At 65.6% G+C, this 13,940-nt stretch carries 11 protein-coding genes; 7 read left to right on the forward strand and 4 right to left on the reverse strand.

Annotation, left to right across the window (positions count from 1 at the left end; genetic code table 11):
* Positions 1-69: 69 nt before the first annotated feature.
* The 4 genes from P1P91_RS13450 to P1P91_RS13465 all read right to left on the reverse strand — a co-directional run bounded on the left by P1P91_RS13450 (position 70) and on the right by P1P91_RS13465 (position 6,111).
* Positions 70-696: a formate dehydrogenase subunit gamma gene (locus tag P1P91_RS13450; protein WP_311883257.1), complete on the reverse strand. Its 627-nt coding sequence runs from the start codon at positions 694-696 to the stop codon at positions 70-72.
* Position 697: 1 nt separating this feature from the next.
* Positions 698-1,621, reverse strand: a complete 924-nt coding sequence (gene fdxH / locus P1P91_RS13455) for a formate dehydrogenase subunit beta (protein WP_311883258.1) — start codon at positions 1,619-1,621, stop codon at positions 698-700.
* A gap of 1 nt (position 1,622) precedes the next feature.
* Complete coding sequence (fdnG, locus tag P1P91_RS13460) at positions 1,623-4,697, reverse strand: formate dehydrogenase-N subunit alpha (RefSeq protein WP_311883259.1); 3,075 nt, start codon at positions 4,695-4,697, stop codon at positions 1,623-1,625.
* A 370-nt stretch (positions 4,698-5,067) separates the two neighbouring features.
* A complete protein-coding gene (locus P1P91_RS13465) occupies positions 5,068-6,111 on the reverse strand; it encodes an IS110 family RNA-guided transposase (protein WP_311882070.1) in 1,044 nt (347 codons plus the stop codon).
* Positions 6,112-6,468: 357 nt separating this feature from the next.
* Between P1P91_RS13465 and modA the strand changes: the two genes are divergently transcribed.
* The 7 genes from modA (at position 6,469) to P1P91_RS13500 (ending at position 13,938) form a co-directional block, all read left to right on the forward strand.
* Entirely contained in the window at positions 6,469-7,242 is a 774-nt protein-coding gene (modA, locus tag P1P91_RS13470) for a molybdate ABC transporter substrate-binding protein (protein ID WP_311883260.1), read from the forward strand.
* A 9-nt stretch (positions 7,243-7,251) separates the two neighbouring features.
* Positions 7,252-7,962, forward strand: a complete 711-nt coding sequence (gene modB / locus P1P91_RS13475; RefSeq protein WP_311883261.1) for a molybdate ABC transporter permease subunit — start codon at positions 7,252-7,254, stop codon at positions 7,960-7,962.
* On the forward strand, positions 7,959-9,044 hold the full coding sequence (gene modC, locus P1P91_RS13480; protein ID WP_311883263.1) for a molybdenum ABC transporter ATP-binding protein: 1,086 nt from the start codon (positions 7,959-7,961) through the stop codon (positions 9,042-9,044). The genes modB and modC overlap by 4 nt, the downstream gene beginning before the upstream one ends.
* Positions 9,045-9,095: 51 nt before the next feature.
* Entirely contained in the window at positions 9,096-9,920 is an 825-nt protein-coding gene (locus P1P91_RS13485; RefSeq protein ID WP_311883265.1) for a TOBE domain-containing protein, read from the forward strand.
* 146 nt (positions 9,921-10,066) lie between these two features.
* Positions 10,067-11,335, forward strand: a complete 1,269-nt coding sequence (locus P1P91_RS13490) for an imelysin family protein (RefSeq protein ID WP_311883267.1) — start codon at positions 10,067-10,069, stop codon at positions 11,333-11,335.
* Positions 11,336-11,428: 93 nt separating this feature from the next.
* Positions 11,429-12,856, forward strand: coding sequence for a di-heme oxidoreductase family protein (locus P1P91_RS13495; RefSeq protein WP_311883268.1), 1,428 nt, complete (start codon positions 11,429-11,431; stop codon positions 12,854-12,856).
* A gap of 26 nt (positions 12,857-12,882) precedes the next feature.
* Positions 12,883-13,938, forward strand: coding sequence for an imelysin family protein (locus P1P91_RS13500; RefSeq protein WP_311883269.1), 1,056 nt, complete (start codon positions 12,883-12,885; stop codon positions 13,936-13,938).
* Positions 13,939-13,940: the final 2 nt, after the last annotated feature.

The raw sequence follows: 13,940 nt of genomic DNA on the forward strand, positions 1-13,940 counted from the left end.
TCCTTGTCAGGTCGGCATGCGGATTACGCCCCGCCGCCGGCGCAGTGGCCGGCGGCGGGGCGTAGCGTTTCAGCGCTCTTTCTTGCGCATTTTCTCATCGTGCCACAGAGGATGGTGCTTGCGCGCCCAGGCCTGGCTGACCTTGCCGTGAAGCATCGCGCCCACCGAGCCCTTGACCCAGATGGCAGCGTAGATGTGCACGATAATCGTCGTCACCAGCACGAAAGCGGCGAAGGCGTGCAGCAGGCTGGCAAAGCGAATCAGCCCCACGGCAAAGGCGCCGCTGAAGTATTCGCGCCAGATCACGATCCCGGTCAGCAGCAGCACCGCAAGGCTTGCCACCAGCACCCAGAACAGCAGCTTCTGGCCGGCATTGTACTTGCCCACCTTCGGCAGCCTGTCGTCGCGCTTGGCCACGACGTCGCGCCACTGGCCGAGCCACTGGCGATCCCGGGGCTGAATGCGGTTGCGCCCGGCGAAGCGCCAGGCCATCAGCGCAAACAGCACGCTCATCGCCACGCCGATAAAGGGGTGGAGAATCCGCGTCCAGGGGCCGCCACCGAACAGGTGGCTAAGCCAGAATAGCGCCGGATGAAACAGCGCCAGCCCGGAAAGCGCCGCCAGTATGAACAGCAGCGCGACCGCCCAGTGATTGCTGCGCTCGTTGGCCGTATACCGCTGGATATCCCGTTTCATGTCAGTGCCCTCCTCGGTCAGCGTCGTGGCGCTCGTCACGCTCGGCGGCCACAGGCGGCGTCGCGTCGTCCACGTCGTCCTCCTCGACGCGGTTGGGGCCCACACGCACGTAGTGGAAGAAACCGGCGAGCGCCGTGGCGCCCATGGCCAGCATCGCCAGCGGCTTGGTCAGCCCCTTCCAGGCGCCGACCATCGGGCTGATGCTCGGATCCTCGGGCAGGCCGCTGTAAAGCCCCGGCTTGTCGGCGTGGTGCAGCACGTACATCACGTGGGTGCCGCCCACCCCCGCCGGATCGTAAAGCCCGGCGTTGTCAAATCCGCGCGACTTGAGGTCGGCAATGCGTCCGTCGGCGTGCTCCTTCATGTCTTCCTTGGAGCCGAAGACGATGGCGCCGGTAGGGCAGGTTTTCACACAGGCCGGCTCCAGCCCCACGCTCACCCGGTCGGAGCACAGCGTACACTTGTACGCCTTGTTGTCCTTCTCGGAGAGGCGCGGCACGTCGAACGGACAGCCGGTGATGCAGTAGCCGCAGCCGATGCAGTTGTCCTGGTTGAAATCGACGATGCCGTTTGAGTACTGGATGATGGCGCCGGGGCTCGGGCAGGCCTCCAGGCAGCCCGGCTCGACGCAGTGCATGCAGCCGTCCTTGCGAATCAGCCACTCCAGATCGCCCTCGTCGGTTTCGTGCTCGGCAAAGCGCATCACCGTCCAGGAATCGGCGGTGAGGTCGTCGGGGTTATCGTACACCCCGACGGTGCTGCCGATCTCGTCGCGCACTTCGTTCCACTCCATGCACGCCACCTGGCAGGCCTTGCAGCCGATGCACACCGAGGTATCGATGAGCTTGGCCACGTCCAGCTGCTCGCGCACCGAGGGGCTGGGCGTGGTGGTGGCCGAACGCGCGATAACGTCTTGAGTCGCCATATCAAACCCTCTCCACGTTCACCAGGAACGACTTGAACTCCGGCGTCTGGGTGTTCCCGTCGCCCACGAAGGGGGTCAGGGTGTTGGTGACGTAGCCGTTCTTGGCCAGCCCCACATAGCCCCAGTGCAGCGGAATGCCCACGTGGTGCACGGTCTTGCCGTCGACCTCCAGCGGCTTGATGCGCTTGGTGACCACCGCCACCGCCTCGATATAGCCGCGGTTGGACGATACCCGCACCCGGTCGCCGGCCTTGATGCCGAGCTCGTTGCCCATGGCCTCGCCGATTTCCACAAACTGCTGGGGCTGCAGGATGGCGTTGATCCGGCAGTGCTTGGTCCAGAAGTGGAAGTGCTCGGTCAGCCGGTAGGTGGTGGCCGCATGGGGGAACTCCTCGGCGTCGCCGAACAGCTCCATGTCGTTGCGGAACACCCGCGCGGCGGGGTTGCTGGTCACTTCCGGCTTGTCCGGGTTCAGCGGGTTACGGCCGATGGGCGTTTCGAACGGCTCGTAGTGCTCGGGGAATGGCCCTTCGACCATGTTGTCCCGGGCGAAGAAGCGCGCCACGCCTTCGGGGTTCATGATGAACGGGCTTATTTCCTCTTCCGGCGCCGAATCCGCGGGGAAGTCCGGCACGTCGGTGCCCGTCCACTTGCTGCCGTCCCACCACACCAGGCGCTTGTCGTCGCTGTCCCAGGGCTTGCCGGCGACGTCCGCCGAGGCGCGGTTGTAGAGGATGCGGCGGTTGGCCGGCCACGACCAGGCCCAGCCCAGCGTCTGGCCCATGTTGTAGGGGTCGGCGTTGTCGCGCCGGGCCATCTGGTTGCCTTCCTCGGTCCAGGCGCCGCAGAAGATCCAGCAGCCGCTGGCGGTAGAGCCGTCGTCGCGCAGCTGGCCGAAGCCCGCAAGCTGCTTGCCGGCGCTCAGCTCGACCTCGTCGGTGTCCTCGTTGCGCAGATCCTCGACGGCGTAGCCGCTGAACTCCCGGGCCACTTCGTCCGGCGACGGCTCGTCGGGACGCTGGTAGGACCAGTCGAGGTTGAGAATGGGATCGGGGAAAACCCCGCCCTCGCGCTGGTACAGATCGCGCAGGCGATGGAACATGCCGCCCATGATGGTGATGTCCGGCCGCGCTTCGCCCGGCGGCTCGCCGCCTTTCCAGTGCCACTGCAGCCAGCGGCCGCTGTTGACCAGCGAGCCGTCTTCCTCGGCAAAGCAGGTGGTAGGCAGGCGGAACACCGTGGTCTGGATATTGGCGGTATCGACGTCGTTGTACTCGTCGACGTTCTGCCAGAACTCCGAGGTTTCGGTCTTCAGCGGGTCCATCACCACCAGGTACTTCAGCCGCGACAGCGCCGCGCTGATCTTGGCCTTGTTGGGGAAGGAACCGATGGGGTTGAACCCCTGACAGAAATAGCCGTTGACCTTGCCCTCGTACATCATGTCGAAGAACTTGAGCACGTCGTAAAGCGGCTCGTCGAGCTTGGGCAGCCAGTCGTAGCCCCAGTTGTTGTCCTCGGTGACGGCGTCGCCGTACCAGGCCTTCATCAGGCTGACGTGGAACTTCTCGTAGTGCTGCCAGTAGGACACCTGCCCCGGGCGCAGCGGCTGCTGGGCACGGCTGGCAATGTAATCCTCGTAGCTCTGCTCTTCGTCCCGGGGCAGGGTCATGTAGCCCGGCAGCAGGTTGGAGAGCAGCCCCAGGTCGGTCAGCCCCTGGATGTTGGAGTGGCCGCGCAGGGCGTTGACCCCGCCCCCGGGCATACCGATGTTGCCCAGCAGCAGCTGCAGCATGGCGCCGGCGCGGATCATCTGCGAACCCACCGAGTGCTGGGTCCAGCCCAGCGCGTAGAGGATCGTCATGGTCTTGCCGGGCACCGACGTCTCGGCAATATCGTCCCAGATCTGCATCATGCGCTTTTGCGGAGTGCCGCAGATGCGGCTGACCATTTCCGGCGTGTAGCGGCTGTAGTGCTTTTTCATCAGCTGATAGACACAGCGCGGATGCTCGAGCGACATGTCCACCCGGGCATAGCCGTCATCGTCGAGCTCGTAGTCCCAGGCGTTCTTGTCCGGGTAGGCGCGACCGTCGGCGTCGTAGCCGTTGAACAGGCCGTCTTCAAAGGTGAAGCCGCGCTTCACGATGAACGGCATGTCGGTGTAGTTACGCACGTACTCGTGCTGGATACGCCCGTGTTCCATCAGGTAGTGGATCAGCCCGCCGAGAAAGGCGATGTCCGTACCGGTACGGATCGGCGCGTAGGTGTCCGCCACCGAGGCGGTACGGGTGTAGCGCGGATCCACCACCAGCAGCTTCGCCTGGTTGTGCGCCTTGGCCTCGGTCACCCACTTGAATCCGCAGGGATGAGCCTCAGCGGCGTTGCCGCCCATTACCAGCACCAGGTTGGCGTTCTTGATGTCGCACCAGTGGTTTGTCATGGCACCACGGCCAAACGTCGGGGCAAGACCTGCCACCGTCGGGCCGTGTCAAACGCGCGCCTGGTTGTCGAAACCGAGAATCCCCAGCGAACGCACGACCTTGTGGGTCATGTAGCCGGCTTCGTTAGACGAGGCGGATGCCGCCAGAAAACCCGTGGACAGCCAGCGGTTGACGGTATCGCCGCTGTCGTTCTTTTCCACGAAGTTGGCGTCACGGTCGTCCTTCACCAGCCGCGCAATGCGATCCAGCGCCTCGTTCCAGCTGATGCGCTTCCACTCGCTGCTGCCCGGCTCGCGCACCTGGGGATAGTGCAGACGGTTGGGGCTCTGGATGAAGTCGACGAGCCCGGCGCCCTTGGGGCACAGCGTGCCGCGGTTCACCGGGTGGTCGGCGTCGCCTTCCACGTGAAAGATATCTTGGCTGACGTTCTTTCCGCCGCTGCCGCGGCTGTAGAGAATAATGCCGCAGCCGACAGAGCAGTAAGGGCAGGTATTGCGCGCTTCCTTGGTGTTGGCCAGTTTGAAATGGCGGATCGACTCGGCATAGGCCGGCTCCGGCGCCATGCCCAGCGCGGCAAGGCTGGACGCCCCGATCCCCGCACCGCAAAACTTGAAAAATTCCCGACGATTCATTTCCATCGCGGACTCTCCTCTCGTTGCTTCCGATCTATCGGGCCCTGGCCGCCCTCTTGGTGGAGCTTGGGCGCAGCGGCCATCGGATATGGCAACCGTCATTGCCGTATAGGGACTCCTCCCCGGTTGCAAGCCTCGAAAGCCTGAAAAACACAGCCGATGCGTGCGTATAGTCGGTCTTTATACGGGGTCGCTATCCCCTGACCCTGATGAACGTCGCGCACCTTCTCTCCTCAACGAGCATTAGGCCTTTCAGCCATCGCAATGATCAGGTTTTGAGAAGGTCGGTCTGACCTGTTTTTCATCCCTCGTGGCTCGGCAACAAGGTGATGGCACTAGCGTGCCAGCATCCCCTGTACTGGTGGCCAACCGGCCATCAGCACTGGAATTCGGTGTCTACATAATCCGCCCGGTACGTCGTGTTGCCGTGCAGCAGCGCCCAGGCCACTCGCACGGTTTTGTTGGCCAGGGCAACGGCCGCCTTGTTCTTGCCCACGCGGTCGACCAGCGCTCTCAGCCAGTGGCTTTTGCTGTCCTGCTTGTCGCCCAGCCGCTGGATTACCGAATGCGCCCCGCGGATCAGCGCGGCCTTGAGGGAGAGCTGGCCGGTTCGGCCTATCCCCGTCATGGCCACCTTGCCGCCGCTGCTGAACTGGCGCGGTGTCAGGCCCAGGTAGGCCGACGCCTGTCGTCCTTTGCTGAACGCCTTGCCGTTACCCAGGGCGCTGTAGAGCTGGGTGGCAACGACGGGGCCGACGCCTTCCACGGCCTGCAGCCGCTGACACGCCGGAATGGCGCGGCTCAGCTGCTCCATTTGCTTGTCCAGGCGGTGAATGCGCTCATTTTGATGGTCCAGCTCGGCCATTTGGTCGGCCAGCAGCTCGCGTATCGTGAACGTCAGTTCGTTCTCCGCGTCCTCCAGCACACGCCACAGGGTCCGCTTCAGGGCCGCCTGACCGCGCCCGGAGACAATGCCGTATTCCTGCAGCAGGCCATGTACCTGGTTGATCAGCTGGGTGCGCTGTTTGATGTAACGATCTCGGATGCGATGCAGGCTCTGCAGGTCCTGCTGCTCCAGGTTTTTCTGAGGCACAAAACGCATGTGGGGTCGCAACCCGGCCTCCACGATCGCCAGCGCATCGTTGGCATCGGTCTTATGCCCCTTGCGAAACGGGGTGACAAACTGCGGTGCAATAAGCCGTACCTCATGCCCCATGGCCTGGAACTGCCGCGACCAGTGATGCGAGCCGCCGCAGGCCTCCATGAAGACGCGACAGCTTGGCTGACGCCGCAGGTAATCCAGCAGCTCCGCGCGCTTCAGCACTTTGTTGGTACGAACGCGTTGTTGACGGGTATTCACGATGCACACCTGAAACGCCTGCTTTGCCAAATCAATGCCAATCGCCGTATGCTGGTTCATGACTCTTCCCCCTCTTTTGGTGGTCTCAACGCCATTCTGCCCGATGAGGCATCGGAGTGGGGAGGAGTCCCTTTCATTGAGCATGGCGCACCCTGCCGGCATGAACATGAAAATAGGGGCCGCGCGGGCGGCCCTGCTGGTTTGCACATTCAGTTTAGCATGCGCTAACGGCTCACACATCGTCCTTCCACGCCTGCGTCTTATGCCTTGGTCGTAAGGAATGCACGTTTTATCCGCCTGGCACGGCTGCGCTTGCAACTCGCCGGCCGCCGCGTTAGCTTCGCTATATACTCTACTATATAACGGTATGTTCTCTTTATGTGCACCGCGACTTTGCTTTCTTCTCCGCCTCTTTCCTTGCCCAAACCGCTGCGTCTGGCAGTCGCCCTCGCGGCGCTGGGCCTGGCCGGCGCCGCCCAGGCGGGCACCCTGCACGTCGCCGCTGCGGCCTCCATGACCGACGCCATGAACGAAGCCATTGAAACCTACACCGCCGAGCACGACGACGTGGATATCGTGCCGGTGTACGCCTCTTCCTCGACCCTGGCCCGCCAAATTGCCAGCGGCTCCCCGGCCGAGGTTTACGTCTCCGCCAACCAAAAGTGGATGGACTGGCTCGAAGACGAAGGCGTCAACGTGGAGCAGCGTGTCGACCTTTTGCAAAACCGCCTGGCGCTGGTCGCCCCGGCAAACGAAGCCGGCGGCGACTTCACCCCCGGCGAAAGCGGCAAGCTTGCCGGCCTGCTGGATGACGGCGAGCGGCTGGCCGTGGGCGACCCGGACCACGTCCCCGCCGGCATCTACGCCAGGCAGGCATTTGAAGCCCTTGGCGAGTGGGATGCCCTCGCGCCGCGGCTGGCCCGGGCAAGCGATGTACGCAGCGCTCTTGCCCTGGTAGAACGCGGCGAAACCCCCGCCGGCGTGGTCTACCAGACCGATGCCCGGGCCAGCGACGGCGTTACCACCCTGGGGCTTTTTCCGCTGGCTACCCACGACGCCATCGTCTACCCGGCAGCCGTCATTGACGCTGAGGATAGCGACGAGGCGTCAGCCTTCCGCGCCTGGCTGGAAGGCGACGAGGCGGTCGGCATCTTCGAGGGTTACGGTTTTGCCTCGGCCCTTGATCGGTAAGGATACGACATGCTCTCAGCGGCAGAATGGGACGCCATCCAGCTCAGCCTGCGCATCGCGCTAAGCGCGGTGGGCTGGATTCTGATCCCCGGCATTGCCGTGGCCTGGCTGCTGGCCCGGCGGGAGTTTCGCGGCAAGGCGCTGCTGGACGGTATCGTCCACCTGCCGCTGGTGCTGCCGCCGGTGGTGATCGGCTACCTGCTGCTGGTCTCCATGGGCCGGCGCGGCGTGATCGGCCAGTGGCTCCACGAGCTCGCCGGCATATCCCTGCCCTTTACCTGGCAGGGGGCCGCCGTGGCCAGCGGCGTGATGGCGTTTCCGCTGTTTGTCCGCGCGGTGCGCCTTTCCCTGGAGGCGGTGGATCCCAAGCTTGAGGCCGCGGCCTACACCCTGGGCGCAAGCAAATGGCGGATTTTTCTCACCGTCACTCTGCCGCTATCGATCCCCGGGCTGGTGACCGGCACCATGCTGGCCTTTGCCCGAGCGCTATCCGAGTTTGGCGCCACCATCACCTTTGCCTCCAACATTCCCGGCGAAACCCGCACCCTGCCGCTGGCGCTGTACAGCCTGATACAGACGCCGGGGCAGGAAGCCGCCGCCGCGCGGCTGTGCGTGATTGCGGTGGTGATCGCCATGGTCTCGCTGGTGGCTTCCGAGTGGCTTTCGCGCAACGCCCGCCGGCGGATGAGCGAGCGCGACGGCCAGGAGGCGGCGCCATGACGACGACCGGACTTCAGATCAGCGTTGAAAAGCGCCAGGGGCGCTTTACCCTGGACGCCGACCTCGCGCTTCCCGACCGTGGCGTCAGCGCCCTGTTCGGCGCCTCGGGCAGCGGCAAGACCACCCTGCTGCGGCTGATTGCCGGGCTGGACAGGCCCGATGCCGGCCACGTCACGCTTGGCGCCCGAACGCTGGCGGACACCCCCAGCGGAACATTTCTCCCGCCCAGCCAGCGCCGCATCGGCGTGGTATTTCAGGAACCCCGGCTCTTCCCCCACTACCGGGTGCGCAAAAACCTCACCTACGGCATGCCGGCACAGGCTCGCCCGCGCTTTGACGCCATCGTCAGGCTTCTCGGCATCGAGCACCTGCTCGCGCGCATGCCGGGTACGCTCTCCGGCGGCGAGGCCCAGCGGGTATCCATCGGCCGGGCGCTGTTGACCGATCCGCAGCTGTTGCTCATGGACGAGCCGCTTTCGGGGCTTGACGGCGCGCGCAAGCAGGAGCTTTTGCACTTTATCCTCACGCTGGTGCGCGACGTGAATATCCCCGTCGTCTACATCAGCCACGACCCGGCCGAAATCACCGCCATTGCCGACCACCTGGTGGTGCTGGAAAACGGCGGCGTACTGGCAAGCGGCGCGCTGGAAGACGTGCTGCTGCGGGTGGACCTCACGCGCCAGCTGGGCGGCTTCGATGCCGCCTCCCTGCTCGACGTCAGCGTGGTCGGTCACGACATTGACTACGGCCTGACCGAGCTTGCCGTGGACAGCGAGCGCCGCCTTCAGGTGCCGCTACACGACGCGCCGGTGGGCTCTCGCCTGCGCCTGCGCATTCCCGCCCGGGACGTGGCGCTGGCGCTCACCGCTCCGACAAGCACCAGCTATCGCAACCGCCTCTCGGCCCGAGTGCAAGCCGTCACCCCGCTCCCCGACGACGCCACCGCCGTCGAAGTAGTGCTGGCGCTTGGCGAGCAGCGCCTGCGCGCCCGGCTGACGCGCAAGTCCCGGGACGAGCTGGGCCTGGCAGAGGGCCAGGCGGTCACCGCGCTGATCCGAAGCGTCGCCTTTGATACGCGCTGACGATAGGCTTGGTGACTCTTTTCGTTTGCTTTCCTCTGCCAGGAGGCTGCCATGGCGGATTCTTCCGCTCACCAACACATTGCTCCGCTCACCCTCGACGGCCAGCTGTGGCTCAACGCCGGCGAGCAGCGCCTGGCCAGCCACGGCCGCATGCGTCTGCTGGCCGCCATCGCCGAGACCGGCTCGATTTCCGCCGCCGCCCGGGCCATCAAGATGAGCTACAAGGCCGCCTGGGACGCCGTGGACCAGATGAACAACCTCGCCGGCGAGGCGCTGGTTGAGCGCAGCGCCGGCGGCAGGGGCGGCGGCACCACCCGCCTGACCGCCGCCGGAAGCCGGCTAATCGAAGACTTCAACGCCCTCGACGCCCTGCACCGGGACTTCGTCGAACGACTCAACCGCGAGGCCGAAAGCCTCAGCGACAACCTGCCACTGTTAAGGAAACTCAGCATGAAAAGCAGCGCACGCAACCAGTTCAGCGGTACCGTCTCCGCTATCCGCCAGGGCGCGGTCAACGACGAGGTCGAGCTGACCCTGCCCGGCGGCCAGCGGCTTGTCGCCGTGATCACCCAGGAGAGCGCGGCCTCCCTTGGCCTGGCCGAAGGCAGCGAGGCGTTCGCGCTGATCAAGGCGTCATCGGTGATTATTGCGGTGGAGACCGAGGGCACCAGCCTGTCCGCGCGCAACTGCCTGGCCGGCACCGTGGAGCGCCTGGTCCCCGGCGCGGTAAACAGCGAGGTGGTGCTGGCCCTTGACGGCGGCGAGCGCCTGGCGGCGATCATCACCCGCGAAAGCGTCGAGCATCTGGGCCTTGCCGAAGGCTCTCCGGCCAGCGCGCTGTTCAAGGCCTCGAGCGTGATTGTCGGCACCCGCTAAGCGGCGCAGCGCTTTACCCCCTGCCCGGTCGCTGAGCAAACGCCGGCGGCCGGCGTCATTTAGCCATGTCGAATAATATTGAATATCATTTGCCTCATGCGGTAACGTGCGCAAACATTCCGACTCGCATACCGAGGACACGTCGCATGAACCGACACCCGCTCGCTGCCGTTGTTTCGCTTGCCGCCCTGATGCCGCTGGCCGCCCAGGCCGCCAACGACGCCACGCCTGACGCGGTCATCGCGAACTACGCCGATATCGCCCACGCCACCTACGAGGACTCGCTGACCGCGGCGCAAACGCTCAACGAGCGCATCGATGCGCTGCTGGAAAACCCCACCGCCGAGACTCTGGCCGCTGCCCAGCAGGCCTGGCTCAAGGCGCGGGTGCCCTATCAGCAGTCCGAAGTGTTCCGTTTCGGCAACGCCATCGTTGACGACTGGGAAGGCCAGTTCAACGCCTGGCCGCTGGATGAGGGCATGATCGACTACGTCGAGACCGACGACTACCAGCACGAGCTGGGCAGCGACGGCGCCACTGCCAACATCGTCGCCAACGACACCATCACCGTGGGCGGCCGCGACATCGACGTCAGCGAGCTGACCCCCGAGGTGCTGGCCGACCTCAACGAGATCGGCGGCTCCGAGGCCAACGTGGCCACCGGCTACCACGCCATCGAGTTTCTGCTCTGGGGCCAGGATCTCAACGGCTTTGACGCCGGCAACGGCGACCGCCCGGCGAGCGACTACGCCGCCGGCGACGACTGCACCCACGGCCACTGCGACCGCCGCGGCGAGTACCTCGACGCCGTGTCCGACCTGCTGGTCGACGACCTTGCGTGGATGACCGAGCAGTGGGCCGAGGGCCAGGACGACAACTACCGCGCCGAGCTACTCTCTGAAAGCGACGAGGAAGGCCTGCGCCGCATCCTCTTCGGCATGGGCTCGCTGTCCCTTGGCGAGCTTGCCGGCGAGCGCATGAAGGTGGCGCTCGAAGCCAACTCCTTCGAGGACGAGCACGACTGCTTCAGCGACAACACCCACAACTCGCACTACTTCAACGGCCAGGGCATTCAGAACGTCTACACCGGCATCTACGAGCGCACCGACGGCAGCGTCGTTTCCGGCCCGGCCATCGCCGACCTGGTGGAACAGGAAAACCCCGAGCTTGCCACCACCCTGCGCGGCCAGCTGGAAACCACCATGGACAAGCTTGGCATGATCAAGCAGGCCGCCGAGGCCGAAAGCTCGCCCATGGCCTTTGACATGATGATCGCCCCGGGCAACGAAGAAGGCAGCGCCATGATCAACGACGCCATTCTCGCGCTGGTGACCCAGACAGCCTCGCTGGAAAAGGCCGCCGGCACGCTTGGCGTGACCTCGCTGCAGCCGGATACCGCCGGCCACCGCTTCTAAGCGCCGCCTTCCCCCTGCTTAGCGACTACCGCCCGGCGCCCTCCGCCAGGGCGGTTTTCGCCGTCAAGGCCTACAACTCCTGCGAGACAGCCCATGACATCGCCCTCTTTGACGCTTCTGGCCGGGCTTGCGCTATCCGGCCTGACCCTCGCCGCCCCCGCTTTCGCCGCTGATGCCGGCAAGGCCGCCGACTATCCGCTGCAAGAGACGCGGCTCTCCGGCGGCGCCGGCTCGGTAGAGCAGTTCGACCACAACGCCTACTCGCTGCCGCTGGACAACCTGGCGATGACCAAACGGCTGGATTTCAGCGTGGGCAACAGCTTTTTTCGCAACCCCTGGGTCATCGCGCCGTCAAGCACCGCCGCCCGCGACGGGCTGGGGCCCCTGTTCAACACCAACAGCTGCCAGGGCTGCCACCTGAAGGACGGCCGCGGCCACCCGCCCGACGGCGATGAAACGCCCATTGCGCTGTTTCTGCGCCTGTCGCTGCCCGCCGGCCAGGGCGACGACGACACCCTTGAGCAGCTCGGCGTGGTGCCGGTGCCAAACTACGGCCGCCAGCTGCAGACCGCCGCCATTCCCGGCGCCGAGCCCGAGGGCAGGCTGATCATCGAGCACGAGCCCCGCGACGTCAGCCTGGAAGGCGGCGAGACGGTCACCCTTCAGGCGCCGCGCTACCGCATCGCTGACCCGGCCTACGACGCGCTGCCCGAGGACCTGGAAACCTCGCCCCGGCTGGCCCCGCCCATGGTCGGACTGGGGCTCTTGTCCGCCGTCCCCGAAGATGACCTGCTGGCCGCCGCGGACCCTGACGACGCCGACGGCGACGGCATCTCCGGCCGGGTCAACCATGTTTGGGACGAGCGCCGGCAGGAAACCGTGGTCGGTCGTTTCGGCTGGAAAGCCGGCGAACCCAGCGTCGAACAGCAGAGCATGCACGCCTTCGCCGGCGACATGGGGCTGACCTCGAGTCTGGCCCCGGCCACCGACTGCACCGCCGCGCAGCGCTGCGACGAGTTCGAAAGCGGCGGCAAGCCCGAAGTCAGCGACAAGGTCGCCGACTTCATCACCTTCTACGCCGAAAGCCTGGCCGTACCCATGCGCCGGAACATGGACGATCCGACGGTGGCGCAGGGCGCCCGCCAGTTCAACCGGCTGGGCTGCGCAGCCTGCCACACTCCGCGCCAGCAAACCGCCGACGACGCCTCGCGAGCGGCGCTTGCCGGCCAGACTATCTGGCCCTACAACGACCTTTTGCTTCACGACATGGGCGAGGGCCTTGCGGACAACCGCGCCGAGTTCGAGGCCACCGGGCAGGAGTGGCGCACCCCGCCGCTTTGGGGCATCGGCCTTGCGCAAACCGTGAATCCCCGGGCGCGTTTTCTGCACGACGGTCGCGCCAAGACCCTTGAAGAAGCCATTTTGTGGCACGGCGGCGAGGCCGAACCGGCCAGGGAGCGCTACCGTAAGCTGCCGAAAAGCGAGCGCCAAAGCGTGCTGCGTTTTCTCGAATCGCTGTAACTCCCCTGTTTGATCAAGGAACCCGCATGGCTCACCCAAGCTCTTTATACCGCGCCGGCCTGACAGCGTTCGCGCTGCTGATGGCCGCCAATACCGCCAGCGCCGGCGAAACCCCGCGCGAGCAGTGGCACCGAGCGGCCGCGCAGCAGTACTCGGCCCTGGCCGGCGCCGCCGAGACGCTCGAACAAAGCACCGCCGACTACTGCGATACCCCCAGTACCGATGGCCGCGCTACGCTGGAGGACGACTGGCTTGACGCCTATCAGCGCTGGCAGGCGGTGCGCTACGTTCAGTTCGGCCCCGTCGAGCAGCAGAGCCGAGGCTGGCAGCTGCAGTTCTGGCCCGACGGCAAGAACCTCGTCGGGCGCAAGGTGAAAACGCAGCTGAACGCCGACACGCCGCCCACGCTCGAGGACGTGGAGCAGGCCGGGGTGGCGCTGCAGGGATTCCCGGCGCTTGAGTACCTGCTGTACGACGACGCCATGGACGCCACTGCGCTCGAAAGCCCTAACGCCTGCGGGCTTTTGAGCGCGGTGAGCACCAACCTGGTCCACGTCACCCGGGCGCTTGAAGACGACTGGCAGTCGTTCGGCGAGCGCTTTATCGGCACCGACAGCTACACCCATACCCTGCTGCAAAGCGCGATCCAGAGCGTGGAGCTGCTGGAAGAAAAGCGTTTGGCGAGCCCCCTGGGGCTACGCGGCAAGCCGGCCAGCATCTATCGCGCCGAGGCCTGGCGCAGCGGGAAAAGCGTAGCGCTGATGCGGGCAAGCCTTGAAGGCCTCCAGAAAGGCCTGATGCCGGGGCTTACCGCGCTACTGGAAAGCCGCGGCCACCCAGCGCTTGCGGACAAGCTGGAAAAGCAGCTGAAGGAGGTAGCCGCGCGGGCCGACACGCTACCCGACGGCCTGGCCCCGGCCATCAAAGGTGAAGGTTCTGGCTCCGAGCCCGAGAAAAAAGCCGCCTTTGCCGACTTCCAGGGCTTTTACGTGCAGCTAAGCCAGCTGCGCCGGCTGCTGGCCCGGGACGTCGCCGCCGCCACCGGGCTGCGCCGGGGCTTCAACTCGAGCGACGGAGACTGAGC

The organism is Halomonas piscis, assembly GCF_031886125.1.
GTDB classification, from domain to species: domain Bacteria; phylum Pseudomonadota; class Gammaproteobacteria; order Pseudomonadales; family Halomonadaceae; genus Vreelandella; species Vreelandella piscis.